This is a genomic window from Krasilnikoviella flava (assembly GCF_900167525.1).
In the GTDB taxonomy this organism is placed as follows: Bacteria; Actinomycetota; Actinomycetes; order Actinomycetales; family Cellulomonadaceae; genus Isoptericola; species Isoptericola flavus.
This window is the reverse complement of the sequence record NZ_FUZQ01000003.1, coordinates 180,803-202,102: the sequence shown is the minus strand read 5'-3', so window position 1 is coordinate 202,102 and position 21,300 is coordinate 180,803. Positions and strand designations below refer to the sequence as shown.

At 73.4% G+C, this 21,300-nt stretch carries 18 protein-coding genes; 10 read left to right on the top strand and 8 right to left on the bottom strand.

The features are described from left to right. Positions 1-149: 149 nt before the first annotated feature. Positions 150-1,403, bottom strand: a complete 1,254-nt coding sequence (gene rlmC, locus B5Y66_RS08905) for a 23S rRNA (uracil(747)-C(5))-methyltransferase RlmC (protein WP_079573630.1) — start codon at positions 1,401-1,403, stop codon at positions 150-152. 124 nt (positions 1,404-1,527) lie between these two features. On the opposite strand from rlmC, the gene B5Y66_RS08900 reads away from it, so the two are divergent. The 4 genes from B5Y66_RS08900 to B5Y66_RS08885 all read left to right on the top strand — a co-directional run bounded on the left by B5Y66_RS08900 (position 1,528) and on the right by B5Y66_RS08885 (position 6,928). Beyond that, complete coding sequence (locus B5Y66_RS08900; protein ID WP_079573628.1) at positions 1,528-3,150, top strand: MFS transporter; 1,623 nt, start codon at positions 1,528-1,530, stop codon at positions 3,148-3,150. A 22-nt stretch (positions 3,151-3,172) separates the two neighbouring features. After that, the gene (locus tag B5Y66_RS08895; RefSeq protein ID WP_079573626.1) at positions 3,173-4,786 is read left to right on the top strand and encodes an amidohydrolase; all 1,614 of its coding nucleotides are present in this window, start codon (positions 3,173-3,175) and stop codon (positions 4,784-4,786) included. Beyond that, a complete protein-coding gene (locus B5Y66_RS08890; protein ID WP_079573624.1) occupies positions 4,783-6,342 on the top strand; it encodes an MFS transporter in 1,560 nt (519 codons plus the stop codon). Before B5Y66_RS08895 ends, B5Y66_RS08890 begins: the two co-directional genes overlap by 4 nt. 199 nt (positions 6,343-6,541) lie before the next feature. Next, positions 6,542-6,928, top strand: coding sequence for a hypothetical protein (locus tag B5Y66_RS08885; RefSeq protein WP_079573622.1), 387 nt, complete (start codon positions 6,542-6,544; stop codon positions 6,926-6,928). Positions 6,929-6,943: 15 nt separating this feature from the next. Here B5Y66_RS08885 and B5Y66_RS08880 read toward each other — a convergent pair whose 3' ends face one another. Together B5Y66_RS08880 and B5Y66_RS08875 are read right to left on the bottom strand one after the other, a co-directional pair. After that, positions 6,944-7,372, bottom strand: coding sequence for a VOC family protein (locus B5Y66_RS08880; protein WP_079573620.1), 429 nt, complete (start codon positions 7,370-7,372; stop codon positions 6,944-6,946). Further along, positions 7,369-7,995: a DinB family protein gene (locus tag B5Y66_RS08875; protein WP_079573618.1), complete on the bottom strand. Its 627-nt coding sequence runs from the start codon at positions 7,993-7,995 to the stop codon at positions 7,369-7,371. The genes B5Y66_RS08880 and B5Y66_RS08875 overlap by 4 nt, the downstream gene beginning before the upstream one ends. 186 nt (positions 7,996-8,181) lie before the next feature. On the opposite strand from B5Y66_RS08875, the gene B5Y66_RS08870 reads away from it, so the two are divergent. Continuing rightward, entirely contained in the window at positions 8,182-8,829 is a 648-nt protein-coding gene (locus B5Y66_RS08870; RefSeq protein WP_079573616.1) for a biliverdin-producing heme oxygenase, read from the top strand. Between the two features lie 10 nt (positions 8,830-8,839). Here B5Y66_RS08870 and B5Y66_RS08865 read toward each other — a convergent pair whose 3' ends face one another. Continuing rightward, positions 8,840-10,567 (bottom strand): SpoIIE family protein phosphatase, encoded by a 1,728-nt coding sequence (locus tag B5Y66_RS08865; RefSeq protein ID WP_176168827.1) that lies wholly within the window; start codon positions 10,565-10,567, stop codon positions 8,840-8,842. Between the two features lie 155 nt (positions 10,568-10,722). Here B5Y66_RS08865 and B5Y66_RS08860 point away from each other — a divergent pair, with 155 nt between their 5' ends. Both B5Y66_RS08860 and B5Y66_RS08855 read left to right on the top strand, forming a co-directional pair. After that, entirely contained in the window at positions 10,723-11,568 is an 846-nt protein-coding gene (locus tag B5Y66_RS08860; protein ID WP_079573612.1) for a CPBP family intramembrane glutamic endopeptidase, read from the top strand. 117 nt (positions 11,569-11,685) lie between these two features. Further along, complete coding sequence (locus B5Y66_RS08855; protein WP_079573609.1) at positions 11,686-13,923, top strand: SpoIIE family protein phosphatase; 2,238 nt, start codon at positions 11,686-11,688, stop codon at positions 13,921-13,923. A 10-nt stretch (positions 13,924-13,933) separates the two neighbouring features. Here B5Y66_RS08855 and B5Y66_RS08850 read toward each other — a convergent pair whose 3' ends face one another. The 3 genes from B5Y66_RS08850 to B5Y66_RS08840 are packed head-to-tail and all read right to left on the bottom strand — an operon-like array spanning position 13,934 to position 16,855. Beyond that, positions 13,934-14,776 (bottom strand): ABC transporter ATP-binding protein, encoded by an 843-nt coding sequence (locus B5Y66_RS08850; protein ID WP_079573607.1) that lies wholly within the window; start codon positions 14,774-14,776, stop codon positions 13,934-13,936. Next, the gene (locus tag B5Y66_RS08845) at positions 14,769-15,839 is read right to left on the bottom strand and encodes a FecCD family ABC transporter permease (RefSeq protein ID WP_079573605.1); all 1,071 of its coding nucleotides are present in this window, start codon (positions 15,837-15,839) and stop codon (positions 14,769-14,771) included. The genes B5Y66_RS08850 and B5Y66_RS08845 overlap by 8 nt, the downstream gene beginning before the upstream one ends. Beyond that, complete coding sequence (locus B5Y66_RS08840) at positions 15,836-16,855, bottom strand: FecCD family ABC transporter permease (protein WP_245807015.1); 1,020 nt, start codon at positions 16,853-16,855, stop codon at positions 15,836-15,838. Before B5Y66_RS08840 ends, B5Y66_RS08845 begins: the two co-directional genes overlap by 4 nt. A 128-nt stretch (positions 16,856-16,983) precedes the next feature. Between B5Y66_RS08840 and B5Y66_RS08835 the strand changes: the two genes are divergently transcribed. Both B5Y66_RS08835 and B5Y66_RS08830 read left to right on the top strand, forming a co-directional pair. Continuing rightward, positions 16,984-17,961 carry an ABC transporter substrate-binding protein gene (locus B5Y66_RS08835; RefSeq protein ID WP_079573601.1) on the top strand — a complete coding sequence of 326 codons (978 nt, stop codon included), beginning with the start codon at positions 16,984-16,986 and terminating at the stop codon, positions 17,959-17,961. Continuing rightward, on the top strand, positions 17,958-18,878 hold the full coding sequence (locus B5Y66_RS08830; RefSeq protein ID WP_079573599.1) for a siderophore-interacting protein: 921 nt from the start codon (positions 17,958-17,960) through the stop codon (positions 18,876-18,878). Before B5Y66_RS08835 ends, B5Y66_RS08830 begins: the two co-directional genes overlap by 4 nt. Before the next feature lie 72 nt (positions 18,879-18,950). On the opposite strand, the gene B5Y66_RS08825 is transcribed toward B5Y66_RS08830, so the two are convergent. Next, positions 18,951-19,676 (bottom strand): DUF305 domain-containing protein, encoded by a 726-nt coding sequence (locus B5Y66_RS08825; RefSeq protein WP_079573597.1) that lies wholly within the window; start codon positions 19,674-19,676, stop codon positions 18,951-18,953. A gap of 157 nt (positions 19,677-19,833) precedes the next feature. Here B5Y66_RS08825 and B5Y66_RS08820 point away from each other — a divergent pair, with 157 nt between their 5' ends. Continuing rightward, a complete protein-coding gene (locus B5Y66_RS08820) occupies positions 19,834-21,249 on the top strand; it encodes an LVIVD repeat-containing protein (protein ID WP_079573594.1) in 1,416 nt (471 codons plus the stop codon). Positions 21,250-21,300: the final 51 nt, after the last annotated feature.

Below are 21,300 nucleotides of genomic sequence, written 5' to 3'. Positions count from 1 at the left end.
GACCCCGCGAGGCCCGGGGTCGGGCTCACGACGCACGGCGCGACGCTGCGGGGTGCGGTTGGCGCGAGCGTAGGCCTCAGCCCGTGTTCAGGAAACCCCTGCCGCCGTCGGTCGAGCCTGTCGAGACCACGCACACGGTCTCGACAGGCTCAACCAGCGGTTGCCGTCCGCTCGAGGAGCACCAGCACCTCGTAGTGGCTGGTCTGCGGGAACATGTCGAGCAGCCGGGCACGGGTCGGTCGCAGCGACGGCATCCGCGCGAGGTCCTCGGCGAGCGTCACGGCGTTGCAGCTCGAGTAGAGCACGTGCGTGGCGTCGGAGTCCTCGAGCCAGCGCGACAGGTCGGCGCCGATACCGCGCCGTGGCGGGTTGACGATCACGAGCTCGGGCGCCCCGTCGTCGCGGGCGACGGCGGTGGCGTCGCCCGCGGCGAAGCGGACGTCGCGCACGGCGCCGGCCCACCAGGTGGCGTCGTGGCCGGCGACGACGGCGCCGGCGGGCAGGGCGGCGAGCTCGTCGCGCGTCGTGGTGGCGCTGGCGATGGCCTCGGCGGAGATCTCGATGCCGGTGACGGTGCGCCCGGGAGCCGCGCAGTGCAGGGCGAAGCCGCCGACGCCGCAGTACAGGTCGAACAGCGAGGCCGGCCCGACCTCGTCCACCCAGGCGCGGGCCTGCGCGTAGAGGGCGGAGGCGACGGCGGTGTTGGTCTGGAAGAAGCTCTGCGGCCGCAGGTGCAGGGTGATGCCGTCGGCCCCGACCCGCATCGGCAGGGCGTGCCGGTCGGTGAGCACGATCTCCTGCTCGCCCTCGAGGACGGCCGCGTGCGCGGGCTGCACGTTGACGCTCACCACCGCGACCTGCGGCAGCGCGGCGAGCAGCCACGAAAGGTGCTTGCGGAGCCGGGCCACCGGCTCCTGGCTGCGCAGCACGAACCGCACCATGAGCTCGCCGTCGGCGGACAGCGTGACGAGCACGTGCTTGAGCTCGCCCCGCCACGCCGACTCGCGCGGCGTCTCGCGTCGGCGCGCCCCGCGTGACGGCGACGTCGCGTCGTAGGGCTGCAGCCGGGCGCGCGTGATCAGCTCGGCCAGGACGGGGAACGACTCCTGCAGCGCGCCCGGATACAGGCCGCAGTCGGTGAGGTCGATGCCCTGACCGGAGAACGGTCCCGCCGCCGAGCCGAGGATGCCGAGCACCGGCTCCTCGAGCGTGCCGCTCACCACCATCTTCGCCTTGTTGCGGAACCCGGCCTCGGGGCCGGTCGCCGGCGGCAGCCAGGCGATCCGGTCGTCGGCGAGCAGGGCGGCCACGTGCTCCTGCTTCTCGCGCACCTGCGTGGGGTACGGCGTCGCCAGCAGGGTGCACGAGTGACAGCGGCCGGCGTCGAAGTGGGGGCACTGCACCGACCCATTCTCCCCCGTCCCGGCGCGCCCGGCGGGCGCCCCGGCCTCCTGATGCGGCCCACGGCGGGCGACCTTAGGTTGTGCTCGGGCCGGAAGAGGTCACGTCGCCAACGGGGAGGCCGGGATGACGACGCAGGTCGCAGGGCACATGAAGGGCACGACGGCGGCGCTGGTGGCGCTGACCGCCGCCTCCTGTCTCCAGGTGGTGGACCCGACGGCGAACAACATCGCCATCGTCGGGGCGAGCGTCGATCTCGACATGTCGAGCTCGTCGCGGGCGTTCGCGGCCAGCGTCGGCACCCTGTCGCTGGCGGCGTTCATCCTCACGACGGGGGCGCTGGGCGACCGCCTGGGGCGCCGCAAGGTGATGCTCGCGGGCCTGGTGGTCGCGATCGCGGGCGGCGTCCTCACGGCGATCGCCCCCACGACGGCGATCTTCATCCTCGGACGGGCCGTCACCGGCGTGGGGATCGCGGCGTCGTTCGGGCTGAGCTTCGCCCTGCTGCGCGAGGTGCTGCCGAACCAGATCCCGAAGGCCGTCGCGTTCTGGCTCGCCGGGCAGACGGCGGCCGCGCTGGTGCTCGGCGTCGTCGCCGGGTGGTTGGCCGGCTTCGGCTGGCGGTTCGGCTACCTCGCCATGCCGATCGTCGCGGTGATCGCCCTGCTCATGTGCCTGCGTGGGCTGCCCGAGGCCAAGGCCGACAGCGTCGGCGCGTTCGACTACGTCGGCCTCGGCTCGATCGCCGTCTCCCTCATCGGCCTCATCTACGGGCTGTCGAACGCCGCCAGCTACGGCTGGGGCTCCACCCAGGTGCTCGTGCCGGTGCTCGTCGGCCTGGTGTTCATGGCGCTCTTCATCTGGTGGGAGGGGCGCATCGCCGCCCCGGCGTTCCCGGTCAAGCTGTTCAAGGACCCCGAGCTCGCGGGCTCCGTCGCGGTCGGGTTCTCGTTCAACATGTGGCAGGCCGTGGTGATGATCCAGCTGTCCATGCTGTGGCAGTACGTGTACCAGTACACGCCGCTGCAGGTGAGCCTCGGCCAGCTGCCGATGAGCCTCGCCATGGTGGTGGGCGCCGTGATCGCCGGCCGGTTGCTGTCCCGCGGCATCCCGGCGTCGCTCAACCTGATCATCGGCCACGTGCTGCTCATCGGGACCATGGTGCTGTTCGGCTTCTCGACGACGACGTCGCCGTACGTCTTCTTCGCGATCCCGATGATCGTCGGCGGTTTCGCCCGCATGCTCAACGAGACGACGATGGGCCAGTTCTTCGTGGCCAAGCCGCCGCCGGCCCTGACCGGCGCGATGGCGTCGTCGAAGACCGCCATCGGCCAGACGAGCTTCGCGCTGGGCACCGCCCTGTCCTCGACGTTCCTGTTCGGGCAGTACGGGCGGGGGATCGCGGAGGCGTTCGCCGACGCCAACGTGGAGCCGTCGCAGCAGGGCCAGTACACCGGCATGATCCAGCAGTACGTCTCCGGCGGGGACATGTCCGACTACGACCCCGCCGTCGTGCAGAAGGTGATCGACCAGGCGTCCGAGGTCTTCCTGAGCTCCTTCAACGGGACGATGTTCATCATCGCGGGCTTCCTGGCGTTCTTCGCGATCATCTCCACGCTGTTCTTCGCCAAGGCGAACCGGGACCGCAAGGCCGGCCGGCTCGTCGACGGGCCGCTGACGCTCGACGGCCGCCCGGCTGCCCTCGCGGGCGGCGACGCCGGCCCGCGCGGGGACGAGACCCAGAGCTGAGCACGAGAGGAATCGAGGAACCATGACCGCGCCCGACCTGATCCTCACGAACGCCACCGTCGTCACGGTGGACGACGCCGACACGATCGCGGAGGCGGTGGCAGTCACCGCGGGGACGATCACGGCCGTCGGGTCGGCGACCGAGGTCGGGGCCTTCGCCGGGCCCGGCACGGAGGTGGTCGACCTCGGCGGGCGGACCGTCGTCCCCGGCTTCGTGGACGCACACAGCCACGTCTCGATGGGCGCGCCGTTCATCAAGCACGCGGCGCTGACCACTCCACCCGTCGGGGGCACGCGGACCGTCGGCGACATCCTGGCCAAGCTGCACGAGGCGAAAGACCGCAACGACCCCGCCCCCGGCGAGTACGTCATCGGGTGGGGCTACTACCCGGAGGCGATGGACGACGACGGCGAGCTCACCGCCGAGATCCTCGACCGGGAGTTCCCCGACCACCGCGTCGCCGTCGTGCACGTGTCGGCGCACGGCGGGGTCGTGAACACCCGCGTGCTCGAGGAGCACGGCTATGTCCCGGGCGTCGCGGACCCCGACGGCGGCACGATCGTGCGCGTCCCCGGCACCGACCGGCCGAACGGCGTGCTGTGGGAGGGGGCGTGGATGCCGCTCGCGTTCTCGCTGCTCGACTACGGGCGCGGGGAGTTCGACGCGATGCTCGCCGAGTACGCGCGCTGGGGCATGACGACCGTGCAGGACGGCGCCGCCACGTGGCCGCAGGTCGAGAAGGTGCGCGGGTTCGCCGCCGAGGGCGCGTTGCCGGTCGACGTGCGCAGCCTCGTGATCTTTACCGAGCTCGACGAGGCGGTGGCGTCGGGTCTCGTCGACACGACGGTCGGCGGGCACACGGTGCAGGGGGTCAAGCTGATCCTGGACGGTTCGCCGCAGGGCAAGACGGCGAACGTCACGCAGGAGTACCTCACGGGCGGCCCCAGCGGGGAGCAGCACTGGCACGGCATCGCCAACATCGACCAGCCGACCAGCGACGCGATCGTGACGACGGCGTACCGGAACGGCGTCCAGGTGTTCGCGCACTGCAACGGGGACGGCGCGGTGGACCAGCTCCTCGCGGCCCACCGCGCCGCCAAGGCGGCGGGCGCGACCCCGCCGGGGCGGACCGTGCCGATCCACTCGCAGGTGATGCGCCTGGACCAGCTCGACGACTACGTGGCCGAGGGGTTCGAGCCGTCGATGTTCACCGTGCACACCCTGCTGTTCGGGGACACGCACCTCGCGAACTTCGGCCGGGAGCGGGCGTTCGGTATCTCGCCGATGCGCTCCGCGATCGACAGGGGCCTACGCCCGTCCAACCACTCCGACTACCCGGTCACGCCGATCGACCCGCTGCTGCTCCTGTGGAGCTCGGTGTCCCGCACGTCGACCGGTGGCGTCGTGCTCGGCGAGGACCAGCGGGTCACCCCGCTCGAGGGCCTGCGGGCGCTGACCATCAACGCTGCCTACGAGCACCGCACGGAGGGCGACCGCGGGTCGATCGAGGTGGGCAAGCTCGGCGACCTCGTGGTCCTGAGCGACAACCCCCTCGAGGTCGACGTGGACGCGATCCGCGACATCCAGGTGCTGCGCACGATCAAGCGCGGCGTCACGGTGCACGAGGCGTCGTGAGCGGGGCCGCGCCAGCCGGCGCCGGCGCGACGTCCGGTGGCGCGACCCCGGGCGAGCCGGCCGACGGCGTCGCGCAGCGGCCCGGCCTGGCGATCTTCGCCCTGACGGTCGCGGGCGTCGCTCAGGCGGCCGACGTGTCCCTGCACAACACGGCCCTCGCGTCCGCGGCGGCCGAGTTCGGTATGTCGGCGACGCAGCGGTCGATCGCGGCGTCGGCGGCGACGCTGGCCCTGGCCGCGTCGATCCTCACGATCGGGACGATCGGCGACCGGTTCGGCCGGCGCCTGACACTGATGTGGTGCGCGGTGGCCCTCGTCCTGGGGGGCCTGGTGACCGCGACGGCGCCGGGGTTCGGCATCTATCTCACGGGCCGCGTGATCACGGGGATCGGGCTCGCGGGCACGCTCGCGCTGTCGATGGCGCTCATCCGCACGGTGGCGCCCGACCACATCCCGAGCGCGATGTCGCTGTACTTCACCGGTCAGGTCGGTTTCACCCTTCCTCTGACGATCCTCGGCGGCTGGCTCATCGGGTCGGACTGGCGCCTCGGGTACCTGGTGGTGCCCGTGGTGGGCGCGGTGGCGCTCGTGCTCAACAAGCTGTTCGTGCCGCGGTCGAAGGCCGTGCACCGGCGCAAGTCCGACCCGGTGGGGCTGGTGCTCGTCGCCGTCGCGCTGGTGGGGATCATCTGGGGCGTCAGCGACGCGGCGAACGGCTGGTTGACGGCGCGGGTGCTCGTGCCGGTCGTGGTCGGCGTCGTCGCGCTGGCCGGGTTCCTGTGGTGGGAGCAGCACCACGACGAGCCGGCCCTGCCCGTGCACCTGTTCAAGGACCGCAACCTCGCCGGCGCGCTGACCGCGGACGTCTCGTTCAACATGTGGCAGGCCGTCATGGTGCTGCAGCTGTCGCTGCTGTGGCAGTACGTGTACGCATACAGCCCGCTGGACGTCACCCTGGGCCAGCTCCCGGCGTCGCTCGCCATGGTGCTCGGCGCGTTCGCCGCCGGCCGCCTCGCCGCGCGCGGCCGCCGGCCGCAGACGCTCGTCCTGCTCGGCCTGACCGGCGTCGCGCTGTCGATGTACCTGTTCGTGCTCGGCGGCGCGACGACCCCGTACTGGGTGTTCGGCGTCTCGCTCGTGCTGGGCGGGTTCTCCCGGATGCTCACCGAGACCGCGGCGGGGGAGTTCTTCGTCGAGGTCCCGCCGCCGGACCTGGTCGGCGCGACGGTGGCGAGCAAGCCGGCTATCGGGCAGGCGTCGTTCGCTCTCGGGTCCGCGCTGAGCTCGACCCTCCTCTACGGCGGCCTGGGCCGCGGGCTGTCCGACCGGCTGGCAGAGCTCGGTCTGACCCCGACCCAGCAGAGCACGGTCGTGGGCTGGTTCTCCGACGACTCCGTGTCCGCCTGGGCGCGGGACAACGACCTGTTCGACCAGGTGGTGGCGGCCAGCCAGGACGCCTACGTGGACGCCTACCGGGTCACCATGCTGGTCTTCGCCGTCGTCTTCACGCTGCTGCTCGGCCTGGCGTGGCACTTCCTGCGGCGGCGCCCGGCTTGAGACCGGGCGGCAGGATGAGGTCAGATCCCGCCGCTCGTCCTCAGGAGACGGAAAGTCTCATGCTTCGTCGCTCCATCGCGGTGCTCCTCGGTGCCGCCATCGCCCTCGGGCAGCCGCGCTCCCCGCGCAGGCGGCCACGGTCTACCCGACCAGCCTCACCCTCAACGCCAAGCCGGAGCCGGTCGCGGTCGGCGGCACGGTGACCCTCGCCGGCACGCTGAAGTACAAGAATTCCGGCCGCTGGGTGGCTCCGACGGCCGGCAAGGCGATCGCCGTGTGGTTCGACCCGGCGGGCGACGCGAAGCCGGTCAGGATCAAGACCCTGAAGACGAACACCAAGGGCGCCTACGGCTACAAGCACTCGCAGTCGCGGTCGGGCACCTGGGTCGTCAAGTTCGCCGGGAAGTCCAACCTCGAGGCCGACCGCGCGACCGACTACGTGCGCACGTACGTCAAGGGCCCGTGGAACTACCCGGGCAAGGACCTCGACTGCTCCGACGTCCGCAAGAAGGTCTGGGTCGGCAGCGACGACTACCACCGCCTCGACGCGGACGGCGACGGCTGGGGCTGCGACTCCTGGGGCTGAGCCCTCAGCCACGAATCAGCCCACGAAGAGGCAGAACGGGTGACCGGCGGGGTCGGCGTAGACCCGCAGCGGCTCCTGGGGGTCGTCGGACCGGTCGCGCAGCAGCCGTGCCCCGAGCGCGAGGGCGCGCTCGTGCTGGCGGTCCAGCGCGGCGACGTCGGGCACGGTGGCGTCGAGGTGCAGCTGCTGCGGCACGCCGTCGTCCGGCCAGGTCGACGGCGGCAGCGCCGGTACCTGCTGGAAGGCGAGGGGGACGCCGCCCGGGTGGCGCAGCACCAGCCAGTCCGCGCCCCGCGGGTCCGGCTCGCCCGGTGCCGGCGGCTCGTCGCCCGGGCGGTACGCGAGGCCGAACATCTCGCGGTAGAACTCGGCGAGCCCGCGTGCGTCGGCCGTGTCGAGCACGACCTGGCGGATCGTCGGGACGGTGGGGACGTCGTCGGTCATCGGCTCTCCTCGGGGAACTGCTCGGCGATGCCACGCAGGGTGGCCGTGAAGGCGGCGTAGTCGAAGCCGCTCGCCAGGTTGTCGTTGCCGGGCCGCATGCCGACGGCGCCGTCGGCCTCCTCCCGCAGGATGTCGGCGTGCCCGGCGTGCCGGTGCAGCTCGGTGGTCACGTGCACGAGGATCTGGTGCAGCGTGACGTCCTGGTGCCCCTCGCGCCACCAGGGGACACGACCGGGCGCGTCGAGGGGGAGCGCCTCGATGGTCGCGTCCGCGAAGTCCCACACCTGCCGGTACAGGCCGATGATCTGCCCGACCGACTCGTCTGCGGTCGCGAAGAACTCCGCCTGCAGCGCGTCGGCGTCGGCGTCGGGGGCGTCGGCCGCGGCGAGCCACGGCGCGTCCTCGGGGCGGGGCCATGGGCGCCGGAACACGCCGCCGAAGTAGCCGATCTCCACGGTGGCCGCGTGCTTGACCAGCCCGAGGAGGTTGGTGCCCGTCGGCGTGCGAGGCATCCGCGCCTCCCGCTCCGACAGCCCTTCCACCTTCCACAGCAGCGCCTCGCGGGCCGAGCGCAGGTAGCGGTGGAGCACGGTCCGGGGGTCAGGGGGCGGCGCCGTCGTCATGGGCACAGCCTGCCCACGGCCACCGACAGCTCGCGCGACCACCCCGCCGACCACCCTCCGACCACCGCCCCGAACGCAGGGTAGGCAAACCTTACTTCCCCTGTTATGGTGACGCCACGTCGTGACGATCGGTCACGACGTCGACGGCGACGCCGGAGGTCCGGCCGACCATGACCTGGAGGTCCCATGACCGTGCTCGCGGAGGTTGCCCCGCTGTCGACCCGGCTGCGCGAGGGCACACGTGCCGAGCACTCGCAGGCGGAGTCCGAGGGGTTCGTGGAGCGGCTCCTCGCGGGCGTGCTCGACGTCGCGGCGTACGCCGACCTCGCCGCGCAGCAGCTCGCGGTCTACACGGCCCTCGAGCGGGCGAGCGACCTGATGCGGGCCGACGACCGTGGCCAAGGCCTGGTCTTCGATGAGCTCACCCGCGTGCCCGCCATCGAGCGGGACCTCGCGCACCTGTACGGCCCGGGATGGCGTGACGTCGTGCGCGTGCTGCCCGCGACGGAGCGCTACGTCGCGCGGCTGCACGCCGTCGGCGGCGACGTCGCCTGCTATGCCGCGCACGCCTACACGCGGTACCTCGGCGACCTCTCCGGCGGGCAGGTCATCCAGCGGATGATGCAGCGCCACTACGGCCTCGCCGGCGCGGGCCTGGAGTTCTACGACTTCCCCGAGATCCCCAAGGCCAAGCCCTTCAAGGACGTGTACCGCGAGCGCCTGGACGGCCTCGACCTCGACGACACCGAGGTCGACCTCGCCGTCTCCGAGGCGAAGGAGGCGTTCCGCCTGAACCGCGCGCTGTTCGTCGAGCTCGGCGCCGCGCACCTCTGACGCCCGCGGGTCAGCGGACGCGGGCGGCGAGCACGGCCACGTCGTCGCGCTGAGGCACCTGCACCATGCGGTCGACGAGCCGCTGCGGCAGCTCCGCCGTCGGGCTCCCGTGCAGGTCCACGAGCACGCCGCGCAGCTCCTCGGCGCGGGCGGCGAAGGACACGGTGCGGGACTCCACGAGCCCGTCGGTGTACAGCAGCAGGGTGTCGCCGGGCCCCAGCTCGGCCGCGTGGTCCCGCCGCAGGATCGAGGGGTCGACGCCGAGCATGAGGTCCGGGCGCCCCGCCAGCTCGTGCACGCGGCCGTCGGCGCGCAGCACCACCGGCCGCGGGTGGCCCGCGCTGGCCCACCACAGGCGGCAGCCGTCGTCCCCGTCGCCGGGCTCGCCGCGGCCCGTGCGGTCCAGGCGCGCGACGACGGCCGTGCCGCTCGCGGTGAGCCCGAGGCCGCGGTTGGCGCGGTCCAGCTCGCGCAGCAGCCGGGCGGGCGGCGCGTCCTGGCACCAGGCGAGGGTGCGCAGCATGGCGCGCAGCTGCCCCATCCGGGCGGCGGCCTGCATGTCGTGGCCGGTCACGTCGCCGATCATCAGCACGGTGGAGCGCGGGTCGAGCTCCACGGCGTCGTACCAGTCGCCGCCCACCTTGTCGGTGCGGGTGGCGGACGCGTACGTCGACGCCAGCTCCAGGTACGGCACGTGCGGCAGGTCGGTGAGCATCGCCGCCTGCAGGGTGGTGGCCACGCGGTGCCGGTCCTCCAGGACCCGGATGCGCACGAGGGCCTGCGCCACGCACGACGCGAGGGTGGCGGCGGTGCGCCGGCTCTCGTCGTCGTGGTCGTGGGGGCCGCGCCACAGCAGCACGACGACGCCGAGCAGATGGTCGTCCACGACCATGGGCAGCAGGGCCAGGCCGCCGAGGGACGGGTCGACCCACGGGGACCAGGTGGGCTGGTCGCGCAGGGCCGCGGTGCCGTCGCGGTAGAACGCCGGGCGGCGGGCGCGGGCGACGGACGCCACCGCGGGGTCCGAGAAGCGCCAGTGCCGCGGCAGGTACGGGTACGCGCCGTCGCGCTCCGCGAGGGTGAGGCCGGACCCGCCGGGCTCCGCGAGCGCGAGCGCGGCCCAGACGGTGCCCAGCCCGGGACCCGACGCACGCAGCGCGTCGACGATCTCGTCGAGTGTGGTCGCGGCGGCGAACCGGTCGGTGAGGTCGAGCAGCATGCGGGTGCGGCGCGTGGCGTGCACCGCCACCTGCTGGATGCGGTGCGCGCGCTGCCGCTCGAGGCGCAGGCGCAGCTCGGCGGTGCAGGCGGAGGCCAGGTCGGCCAGGGTGGCGAGGTCGGTCGCGCTCCACGCGTGCGCCTCGGTGTCCAGGGCGCACACCGTGCCGACGGCGGTGCCGTGCCGGTCGAAGATCGGGAAGCCCGCGTACGACCCCATGCCGAGCTCGGTGACCGTCTCCCGGCTCGCGAAGCGGGGGTCGGCGCGCAGGTCCTCGACGACGAGGGGGCCGCTCGTCCGGATCGTCTCGCCGCACAGGGGATCGGCGAGCGTGGTGCGGCGCGTGGCCTGGTAGGGGTCGGGCAGCCCGAGCGCACCGGGGTACACCTGGGAGTCCGGCAGCACGAGGGTGACCAGCGCGGTGGGGACGCCGAGCTGGCGCTGCACCAGCCGGGCGAAGCGGTCGAAGGACTCGTCCGCGACGGGGCGGGCGAGCCCCGCCGCCACGAGGGCCTGCACCGCGGTCGCCCCGGGTCTCCCGGGGGGCTGCGTCGTCCTGAGCCTGCCGAGGGGCCGGGCCGTCATGGGCGCGCACCCCCGTCACGGCTGTGCGCACCGTCCGCGACCATGCCCCGGATTCTTCCACGCACGCCGCCGGATATCCTCGCCGGACGATGGAAACCGCCCCCCGTGCCGCCCCACCGGCAACGACGTCGCGCCAGGCGTGGCGGGTCGTCGCCGCGGCCCTCGTGTCCGCGTCGGCGATCCTGCTGTTCGCGGTGCACGTGCGCCCGCTCGCGTACCTGCCGCTGGTGGCGGGCGTCGCGCTCGGCCTCGTCGTCGATCGGCGGCTCGGGCGCGACCTGGCGCTGATCGCCGTCTCGCTCGGCATCATCTCGACGATCTCCCTCGAGGCGGACCTGTCCGACGCCGGGATGGCGCGGTTCGCCGTCGTGCTGTCCCTGGCCGTGCTGGTGCCGTGGGCGGCGTCCCGGTTCTGGTTCCGCGACGACGACGGCGCGGGCGTGGTGCGCTTCCCCATCGCGACCGGGCGGCGGTGGTCGAGCGGGCAGTACGTGTACCTCGTCGTCGTGGTGCTGGTGGGCTACCTCCTGCTGCCCTGGTACTTCCTGGGCTCCGGGGCGTACCTCAACTGGCCCCCGCTCGAGGACGGGCAGGACGTGGCCCGGCTGTTCGTCGGCGTCAATGCCGTGGGCATCTGGGACGAGCTGTTCTTCGTGTGCACCGTGTTCGCGCTGCTGCGCCGCCACTTCGGGCTGTGGACGGCGAACGTGCTGCAGGCGGTGATCTTCGTGTCCTTCCTGTGGGAGCTCGGCTACCGCGAGTGGGGGCCGCTGCTCACCGTGCCGTTCGCCCTCGTCCAGGGGTGGATCTTCAGCCGCTACAAGAGCCTCACCTACGTGGTGGCGGTGCACCTGCTGTTCGACCTCGTCGTGTTCGCCGTGCTGGTGCACGGCCACCACCCCGAGCTCTTCGACGTCTTCGTCACCGCGCCTTGAGCCCCGGGCCGGCCACGCCGCAATTTTGGAGGCGGCACGAGCGGCGTGGGAGGGTTCCTTCGTGCGCCAAGAAGCGGCCGCCGCGCACGAACGAGCCCAGGATGAGGCTGATCGAGCATGCGGAGCTCCGTCCGAGACAGTGACGACGACGCCGACCTCGAGGTCTGCGCGGCCGAGCCGATCCATGTGCCGGGTTCGGTCCAGCCCCGCGGAGTGCTGATGGTGCTCGACGCGGACGTCGTGGTCCAGGTGTCCGCCAACGCGGAGGATCTCCTGGGCGTGGCGGCCGACGACGTGCTGGGGCGGACCGTCGCCGCCGTGCTCGGCGACGACGCCGCGGCGGCGCTGCGGCTCGACGACGTCGCCGACGGCGGGCCGCTCGCGGACGGGCTCCGGCGGGTGGTCCTCCACGGCCGCACCTGGGTGGCGTCGACGCACCGGAACCCGCAGTCCGCCGTGATCGTCGAGCTCGAGCCGCTCGCGGACCAGTCCGCCGACCCGGCGGAGCCGTACCGCGCCGCGTACACCGTGCTCGGCCAGGCGGCGACGGCCGGCTCGCTGGAGGAGCTGTACGCGCTCACGGCGCGCGGGGTGCGGGAGGTGACGGGCTTCGACCGGGTGATGGTCTACCGGTTCGACGAGGACCACCACGGCGAGGTCGTCGGGGAGTCTCGCCGCGAGGACCTCGAGCCCCTCCTCGGCCACCGCTACCCGGCGGGCGACATCCCGCCGCAGGCGCGCGCCCTGTACGAGAAGAGCTGGCTGCGGCTCATCTCCGACGTGGAGTCGGTGCCGCGGCACCTGGTGCCCGTGCTGCTGCCGGGCACCGGCGAGCCGACCGACCTCTCGTTCGCCAGCCTGCGCGCGGTGTCCCCCGTGCACGTCGAGTACCTGCGGAACATGGGCGTCGCCGCCTCGATGTCGATCTCCCTGCTGCGGGGCGGGCGGCTGTGGGGGATGGTCGCGTGCCACCACGTCGACGGCCCGCACACGCCGTCGCTCGAGGTCCGCGCAGCGGCCGAGGCGCTGGCGTCGGGGCTGTCCCTCCAGATGGTGGTGCGCGAGGCCGCCGACGACGCGCAGCACGCCCGCGACGTGTCCCGGGCCCTCGAGGCGCTGGTGCGGGCGGAGGACGACCCGGTGGCCCACGCCGTCGCCCAGCCGGAGCTGCTGCGCATCCTGGGCGTGGACGGCGCGGTGGTGCGCACCGGGGACGTGACGGCGGCGGTCGGGCTGGTCCCGGACGCGCCGGAGGTGGTGGTCGACGTCGTGCGACGGACCGCGACGCCGCGCAAGGACGTCGGGACCGAGCCGGTGTACACGTCGGACGACCTGCGGGGCGAGCACCCCGAGCTGAAGGAACAGCTCGGCGAGGTCGCGGGGGCGCTCGTGGCCCCGCTGCCCGACGGGGACCTGCTCGCGCTCTTCCGCCGGGAGGTCGCCCGCGAGGTGACCTGGGGCGGCGACCCGAGCGCGAAGACGGTCGACCGCGACGAGGACGGCACCGTCGTCCGGGTCGGGCCCCGGCGCTCCTTCGCCGCGTGGCGCGAGGCCGTGCACGGCACCTGCGAGCCCTGGTCGGACCACGACGTCCGCGCCGCCCTCGTGGCGCGCCGCACCGTCGTCGAGCTCCTGTACCGGCGCAGCCGTCCCGACCTGGGGGCGGCGCTGGTGCTGCAGCACTCGTCGCTGCCCGCCGCGCTGCCCACGGTGCCGGGCTGGCGGCTGGAGGCGCGCTACCGGCCCGCGGACGGGGGACGGGTCGGCGGGGACTGGTACGACGCGTTCGAGCTGCCCGACGGGCGGACCGCCCTCGTCATCGGGGACGTGGCGGGCCACGGGCTGCCCGCTGCCTCCGCGATGAACCAGCTCCGCAACGGCCTGCGCTCCCTGCTCCTCGAGCACCGCGACGTCGCGACGGCCGCGGCCGGGCTCGACCGGCTCGCCCGCACGCTCCTGACCGACGACATGGCCACGCTGCTGGTCGGCATCCTCGAGGTCGACACCGACACCGGGGCGGGGGTCGTCGACTACGTCTGCGCCGGGCACCTGCCACCCGTGGTCGCCGACGCGCACGGCGCCCGGTGGGTCGAGGTGGTCCGCAACCCGCCCGTGGGCGCGATGCGGGAGACGGTGCGCGCCGGCCAGGTGACCCTCGTGCCGGGCGAGTCCCTGCTGCTCTACACCGACGGGCTCGTGGAGCGTCGCGGCACCCGGCTCCGGGACCGGCTCGAGGACCTGCGCTCCACCCTCGGGCTGACGTGCGACCTGGAGGTCGTCGAGCACAAGCTCGCCGGCCTCGAGTCCGACGACGACTCCACGATGCTGCTGGTCACGGCTCTGCCGAGGCCCTGACCGGCGCGGGTCACGCGTGGCCGGTCGGGACCACGGTGGGCAGCGCGTCGTACGGGTCGGGGAAGACGTGCGCGTCCAGGCCGAAGACGTCGGCGAGCATCGTGGCGTCCAGGACGTCGGCGGGCGGTCCCTCCGCGCGCACCCGCCCGTCCTTCATGACGACCACCCAGTCGGAGTAGCGGGCGGCCAGACCCAGGTCGTGCAGCACCGTGACGACCGTGCGGCCCTCGGCGCGCAGCCGCACCACCAGGTCGAGCACGTCGACGGCGTGCGCGAGGTCGAGGTGGGTGGTGGGCTCGTCGAGCAGCACGACGTCGGTCTGCTGCGCCACCGTCATCGCGATCCACGCCCGCTGCCGCTGCCCGCCGGAGAGCTCGTCGAGGGCGCGGTCGGCGAGGTCCGCGACGCCGGTGGACTCCATCGCCTCCTTCGCGATCCGCACGTCCTCCGGGGACCACTGGCGGTACCAGGGCCGGTGCGGGTGCCGACCGCGCTCGACGAGGTCGCGCACGGTCATGCCGTCGGGCGCGACGGGCGACTGGGGCAGGATGCTGAGCCGCCGCGCGAGCTCGCGCGGCCGCAGCCCGGCGACGCGGTCGCCGCCCAGCTCGACGTGCCCCCCGGTGGGGGTCAGCAGGCGCCCGAGGGTGCGCAGCAGCGTGGACTTGCCGCAGCCGTTGGGCCCGACGACGGTGGTGATCCGTCCGGCCGTGACGGCGAGGTCGACGCCCTGCAGCACCGCGCGGTCGCCGTAGCCGGCGTGCACGCCGACGGCGCGCAGGGGCGGGAGCTCGCCGGTCACGGCGCCGGGGGCGGCCGGCGCGCCGGTGTCGAGGCGGGCGGTGTCAGCCACGGGTCCTCCGCAGGGATCGGGTCGCGAGGTAGAGCAGGAAGGGGGCGCCGACCAGCGACGTCAGCACGCCCACCGGCAGGGGGACGGGCAAGGACTGGGCCAGGGTGTCGGCGACGAGGAGCAGCGCGGCCCCGACCGCCGCGCCGGCCAGCGGCGGGGGCCCGGCGGTGCGGAACGCGCGCAGCGCGATCTGGGGTGCCACGAAGGCGACGAACGCGACCGGCCCCACGACCGCCGTCGCAGCCGACGCGAGCACGACCGCCAGGACGAGCGCCCCCACCTGCGTCCCCCCGGCCCGTACCCCGAGCGAGCGGGCGACCTCGGGCCCGAGCCGCAGCGCGCCGAGCCGGTCGGCCAGCACGACGCACGCCAGCAGCCCCGGCAGCGCGACGAGCCCCAGGGACGCGACCTCCGTGCCGGTGGCGCCCTCGAGCGACCCGACGAGCCAGCGCTGCGCGACCGCGGCGCTCTCGAGCTCGGCGCGGGTGAGCAGCCAGGACACCACGGCGAGGGCGAGCGCGTTGACGCCGATGCCGACCAGCACGAGCCGGAACCCGTCGAAGCCCCCGCGCTGGCTGAGCACGAGGAGCAGGGCCGCCGTCAGCAGGCCGCCGAGCACCGTGGCGACGCCGACGACGCTCTGCGGGGGGACTCCCAGGGCGCCCTCGACGACGTCCGGCCGGACGGCGACCAGGACGGCGAACACGCTGGCCCCGGCCGTGACGCCCAGGATGTCGGGGCTGGCGATGGGGTTGCGGGTGACGGTCTGCGTGAGGGCCCCGCTGCAGCCGAGCGCCGCCCCCACGACGACGGCCGCGGCCGCGCGCTGCAGGCGCCGGCCCACGACGAGCTGCTCGACGCCCGACCCCTGCCCCGCGAGCGCGACCAGCACCCGGTCCACCGGCAGCGCGAGCGCCCCGGTGAGGAGCGCCACGGTCAGGACGCCGACCAGGACGAGGAGCACGGCGAGCGTCGCGACGACCGCCCGCCGACGCACGCGCAGCGCGACGGGGCCGAGGCGCACCGCCGCGACCCCGGGGGCCGTCGTCCGCCCGGCGCTCACAGCGCCACCAGCCGGCGCCGGCGGGTGATGACGAGCAGCACGGGCGCGCCGACGAGGGCCATCATGATGCCGACCTGCAGCTCGCCCGGCGGGGCGATCACGCGGCCGAGGGTGTCCGCGACCAGCACGACCACGGCCCCGACCAGGGCGCTCGCGGGCACGATCCAGCGGTAGTCGTGCCCGGCGAAACGCCGTGCGACGTGCGGGGCCACCAGCCCGACGAACCCGATCGGCCCGCACACCGCGGTCGTCGTCCCCGCCAGGAGGGTGACGGCGACGATCCCGACCACGCGGGCGCGCAGCACCCCGGTGCCCAGCGACCGCGCCACGTCCTCGCCCAGGCCGAGCGAGCTGAGCGCGCCTCCGTTGAGGAGGGCGAGCACGAGCCCCGCGACGGCGAGCGGCAGCACGAGGGCGGTCGCGGACAGGTCGCGCCCAGCCACCGACCCGACGTCCCAGAAGCGCATCACGTCGAGCGTCTGCCGGTCGAGCAGCACGAATCCCTGGGTGAACGCGCCGAGGAAGGCCGCGAGCGTGGTGCCGAGCACGGCGAGCATCACGAGCGCGTCGCCGCGCAGCGCACCGAGGCCCAGCACGAAGAGGAGCGTGGCGGCCACGCCCGCGCCGAGGAGGGCGGCGAGCACGATCGCGGCGGGGGCCTGCACCCCGAGGACGAAGACGAGCACGGCCACCCCGAACGCGGCGCCCGCGTTCACGCCGAACAGGCCGGGGTCGGCGAGCGGGTTGCGGGTGTGGCCCTGCATGAGGGCCCCTCCCGCACCGAGGGCCAGCCCGGCGGCCAGTGCCACGAGCGTGCGGGGCAGGCGCTGGCTGGTGACGACGGTGGCGTCGTCGGAGTCGACGTCGGCGAACAGGGCGGCGAGCACGTCGCCGGCGGGGATCGCGCGACTGCCGATCATCAGGCTGAGCAGCAGCGCGGCGGCCAGGACGGCGGCGAGGACGACGAGCAGGAGGGCCTGGCGCGGGGCTCGCCGTCGCACGTCGGGGGGAGACACAAAGGGCATCCTAAGTTACGTTAGCCTCGCCTTAGCACCAGGTCCCGCGATCCGGCGGTCGTCGCCGTCGCGCGGCCGTCGCACGGCTGCGACCCCGCCTCCCGCCCGCCCCTCCCGAAGGAACCTGCATGTCTCCGACCCGCACCGTCGCCGCGCTCGGCACCGCCCTCCTCGCCCTCTCCCTGACCGCGTGCGGCTCCGCGGGCGCCGCGGACGACGGCGCGTCGTCCGCCGCCGAGGGGGACGGCGGCACGCGCACCGTGGAGTCCACGTTCACGGGCGAGGACGTGGAGATCCCCGCCGACCCGCAGCGCGTCGTCGCGCTGTGGCGCACCGGGACGGAGCTCGCCGAGCTCGGCGTCGTGCCGGTCGCGTCGCTCGAGGACGAGTTCCTGCCGGAGGAGCTCGGGGAGCGGTACGACGCCGTCGCGGACGTGCCCACGGTCGGCACCTGGGAGGGCGTCGACATCGAGAAGCTCATCGCGGCGGAGCCGGACCTCATCATCGGCATGGACAACGGGTCGCTCGGGATCGACTACGAGGAGATCTCGCAGGTGGCGCCCACGGTGATCCTCGACATCGCCGAGCCCACGGACGTCTGGGCCAACTACCCGACGGTGGCCGACCTCGTGGGCAGGGCGACCGACTCCGACGAGCGGCAGAAGGCCCTCGACGCCGAGCTTGCCGCGATCGAGGAGGAGCACGGCGACGTGCTGACCGGGCTCGAGGCCACGCACCTGAGCACCATGGACGGCATCTGGGTCTCCACGTCCAAGTCGCTCGCCTACCAGCGCCTCACGGGCGCCGGGTTCGGGTATAACCCCGCCTACACGGAGAACCCCGAGCGGTACGTCACCGAGCTCGCGACCGAGAACCTCCCGGACCTCGCCGGGCAGGACGCCCTCTTCTACGCCGTGAACCTCGACGGTTCGGTGGACGCTCCCACGCAGGAGATCCTCGACAGCGCGTCCTGGCAGCGGCTGCCCGCGGTCGAGGCCGGGCACGCGTTCCCGATGACGTCGGGCACGATCTACACCTTCGACGCCGCCGAGCAGCAGGTGGAGGACCTCCGGGCCGCGGCCGAGACGCTGGCGGCGGACCGATGAGCGCCCTGACCGAGCCCGTCGCGGTCGTCGACCCGCGCGGGCCGCGGCCGGAGGCGTACTTCGACGACTTCCCGATCCGGATCCGCGAGCTCACCGTGCTGCGCCGTACCCACGTCACGCCGCGCATGGTGCGCGTGACGCTGGGCGGGCCGGACATGGACGGCTTCGAGTCCCACCAGGCCGACGAGCACTGCAAGCTCGTCTTCCCCGACGCCGACACGGGCCGGGTGCGCGTGCCGTGGCAGGCGGACGACGGCGAGCACCTCGACTGGCCGGACCCGTTCCCGCCCACCCGCGAGTACACGATCCGGCGCTACGACCCCGTGGCGCGCGAGGTGGACCTCGACTTCGTCGTCCACCCCGGCGGGCTGGCGTCCGACTGGGCGCAGACCGTCGAGCCGGGGGAGACCCTGTGGGTGGCCGGCCCGAGGCCGGGCCTGGTCGTGCCGCCCGAGTTCGGCTTCCTCGTCCTGCTCGCCGACGAGACGGCGCTGCCCGCCGTCGCGCGATGGCTCGAGGAGCTGCCCGACGACGCGCGCGGCGTCGCCGCGATCGAGGTCGCCGACGCCGCCGAGGAGCAGGAGCTGCGCGTGCCGGCCGGGTTCACGCTGACCTGGCTGCACCGCGACGGCGCCGCCCCCGGCAGCACGCGGCTGCTCGGCGACTTCGCCGAGGGGATCGAGCTGCCCACGGACACGTGGGCCTACGTGTGGGCGTTCGCCGAGGCGGGATGCGTCAAGCCCGTGCGCCGCTGGGCCCGCGCCCAGGGCATCGGCAAGCGGCAGAGCGACATCGGCGGGTACTGGAAGGCCGGCCGCACCAACTCCTTCCAGGACGTGGTGGCGGACCCGTCGCGGCACGAGGAGATGCACGAGCGCCAGCGCGAGCACGACGACCACGACGACCACGACGAGTAGCCTCGCTGGTTGAGCCTGTCGAAACCCGGCCTCTGGTGTCGACCTGCTCCACCGGCGGTGGTTTCGACAGGCTCAACCAGCGAGCTCGTCGAGCAGCCGGGACATCCGGTCGATCTCCGCGATCTGGTCCGCCGCCACGTTCGCGGAGAACTCCTGGACGGTCTCGTCGCGGCCGGCGGAGCTGACGTCCTCGACCATCTCCAGTGCACCGCCGTGGTGCTGGATCATGCCCTCGAGGAACAGCCGGTCGAAGGCGGTGCCGTCCGCGTCCGCCAAGGCCTCCATCTCGGCGTCGGTCAGCATGCCGGGCATCGAGTCGTGGTCGTGGGTCTGCGGGGCGCGCGGCCCGCTCCCGTCCGAAGGCGCCGCCGACGGCGAGGCGACCGCGGGCACCGGGAGGCCGTGGTCGGTGAGCCAGCGGCTCATGTACTGGATCTCGCCGTCCTGCGTCAGGCGGATGCGCTCGGCGAACTTCTCGATCTGCGCCGACGTCGACCGCTCGGGAACCAGCTGCGCCATCTCCACGGCCTGGGCGTGGTGGCCGATCATCTGGGTCATGAAGTCGGCGTCGGCGTCGGTGACCACGTCGACGTCGCCCATGCCCTCGTAGTCGTCGGGTGCGATCGTCCGGGCGGGTTCGCCGGGCTTGCCCGGCGCGAGCACGGCCGACGACGGCGTCGGTGCCGGCGCGGGCTCCTCGGCGGTGCATCCGGCGGAGAGCCCCAGAGTGAGCGCGACGACGCAGGTCAGGGCGGCGCGACGGCCGCCCGTGCGACGGATCCGGGGGTCTGTGGTCACCGGAAGATCCTCTCCTGAGGTTGTTGCCACGGCGTAAAAAGATGCCCGCACACCTGGTGGGGAGGATGCTTCCAGACAACACTCAGTGTGACCAACACAACGATGTGTGGCGCATGCGCGTCGTCCAACCCTGAGTTCACGGAAGAGGAGTCCACGGATGCGGAGTTCACGGACGAGCAGTTCACGGACGAGAGGCGTCGCCGGTGTCGCCCTCTCGCTGACCCTGGTCGCGGGGGCGCTGGGGCTCGCGGCCCCCGCGTCGGCGTCCGACGCCGCCGAGCCCGACGTCCCGCCCGGCGAGGTGGCGTCGTCGAACATCGAGCACCTCAGCAACAACCCGAAGAACGGCGCCCTGCAGGGCACCGGCTCGGACATCGCGTTCCAGGGCAAGTACGCCTACGCGGGGAACTACGACGGCTTCACCGTCTACGACCTGTCCGACCCCGAGGAGCCGGTCCAGGCGCTGCAGGTGTACTGCCCCGGCTCGCAGAACGACATCTCCGTGTACGGCGACATCCTGGTGCTCTCCACCGACTCGTCGCGCAGCGACGACTCCTGCGCCTCGACAACCCGCCCCGCGACGGAGAAGGACGCCTGGGAGGGCATCAAGGTCTGGGACATCTCCGACCCGCTCGAGCCCGAGTACGTCCAGGCGGTCGAGACGGCGTGCGGGTCCCACACCCACTCGCTGGCACCGACCAAGAACGGCAAGGACCTGTACGTCTACGTCTCGTCGTACAGCCCGAACTCGTCGTTCCCCGACTGCCAGCCGCCGCACGACATCATCTCGATCGTGAAGATCCCGGTGAAGAACCCCGCCGCGGCCGAGCTCGTCGGCACGCCGAACCTCTTCCCCGAGGGCGGCTACGAGGGCGACCCCGACCGCAGGGCCTCGGCGACGTCCGGCTGCCACGACATCACCACCTACGCGCAGAAGGACCTCGCGGCGGGTGCGTGCATGGGCGACGGCATCCTGATGGACATCAAGGACCGCGCCCACCCGAAGGTGATCAGCACGGTCCGCGACACCGAGAACTTCGCGTTCTGGCACTCGGCCACCTTCAACAACGATGCGACCAAGGTCGTCTTCACCGACGAGCTCGGCGGCGGCGGCCTGGCGACCTGCACCGGCGAGTACGCACCGGAGCTCGGCGCCAACGGCATCTACGACATCGAGAAGGTCCGGAAGCACGGCGGGAAGCACGGCAAGGAGCTCGTCTTCCAGAGCTACTACAAGATCCCGCGCATCAACGACGCCACCGAGAACTGCGTGGCCCACAACGGCTCGCTGATCCCCGTCGAGGGCAAGGACCTCATGGTCCAGTCCTGGTACCAGGGCGGCGTCTCCGTGTTCGACTTCACCGACTCGTCCCACCCGACCGAGGTCGCCTGGTTCGACCGCGGCGCGGGCATCTCCAGCGGTGGCACCTGGTCCACCTACTGGTACAACGGCTACGCCTACTCGAACGACCTGGGGATCGGTTTCGACACGTTCGACATCGACGACCGGATCGACGGGAGGGCGAAGACGAACCTCAAGTCGCTGAACCCGCAGATGCAGGAGAAGTTCTGAGGCTCTGAGCCCGGCCGGCAGCAGCGGCCGGGAGACGACGACGGCCGGTCC

What these genes read in the sequence shown, in the direction of transcription:
- B5Y66_RS08900 (WP_079573628.1), top strand. Translation starts at nt 1,528, where the DNA reads ATGACGACGCAGGTCGCAGGGCACATGAAGGGCACGACGGCGGCGCTG.
- B5Y66_RS08895 (WP_079573626.1), top strand. Translation starts at nt 3,173, where the DNA reads ATGACCGCGCCCGACCTGATCCTCACGAACGCCACCGTCGTCACGGTG.
- B5Y66_RS08880 (WP_079573620.1), bottom strand. Translation starts at nt 7,372, where the DNA reads ATGACCGACGACGTCCCCACCGTCCCGACGATCCGCCAGGTCGTGCTC.
- B5Y66_RS08875 (WP_079573618.1), bottom strand. Translation starts at nt 7,995, where the DNA reads ATGACGACGGCGCCGCCCCCTGACCCCCGGACCGTGCTCCACCGCTAC.
- B5Y66_RS08870 (WP_079573616.1), top strand. Translation starts at nt 8,182, where the DNA reads ATGACCGTGCTCGCGGAGGTTGCCCCGCTGTCGACCCGGCTGCGCGAG.
- B5Y66_RS08860 (WP_079573612.1), top strand. Translation starts at nt 10,723, where the DNA reads ATGGAAACCGCCCCCCGTGCCGCCCCACCGGCAACGACGTCGCGCCAG.
- B5Y66_RS08855 (WP_079573609.1), top strand. Translation starts at nt 11,686, where the DNA reads ATGCGGAGCTCCGTCCGAGACAGTGACGACGACGCCGACCTCGAGGTC.
- B5Y66_RS08835 (WP_079573601.1), top strand. Translation starts at nt 16,984, where the DNA reads ATGTCTCCGACCCGCACCGTCGCCGCGCTCGGCACCGCCCTCCTCGCC.
- B5Y66_RS08830 (WP_079573599.1), top strand. Translation starts at nt 17,958, where the DNA reads ATGAGCGCCCTGACCGAGCCCGTCGCGGTCGTCGACCCGCGCGGGCCG.
- B5Y66_RS08820 (WP_079573594.1), top strand. Translation starts at nt 19,834, where the DNA reads ATGCGGAGTTCACGGACGAGCAGTTCACGGACGAGAGGCGTCGCCGGT.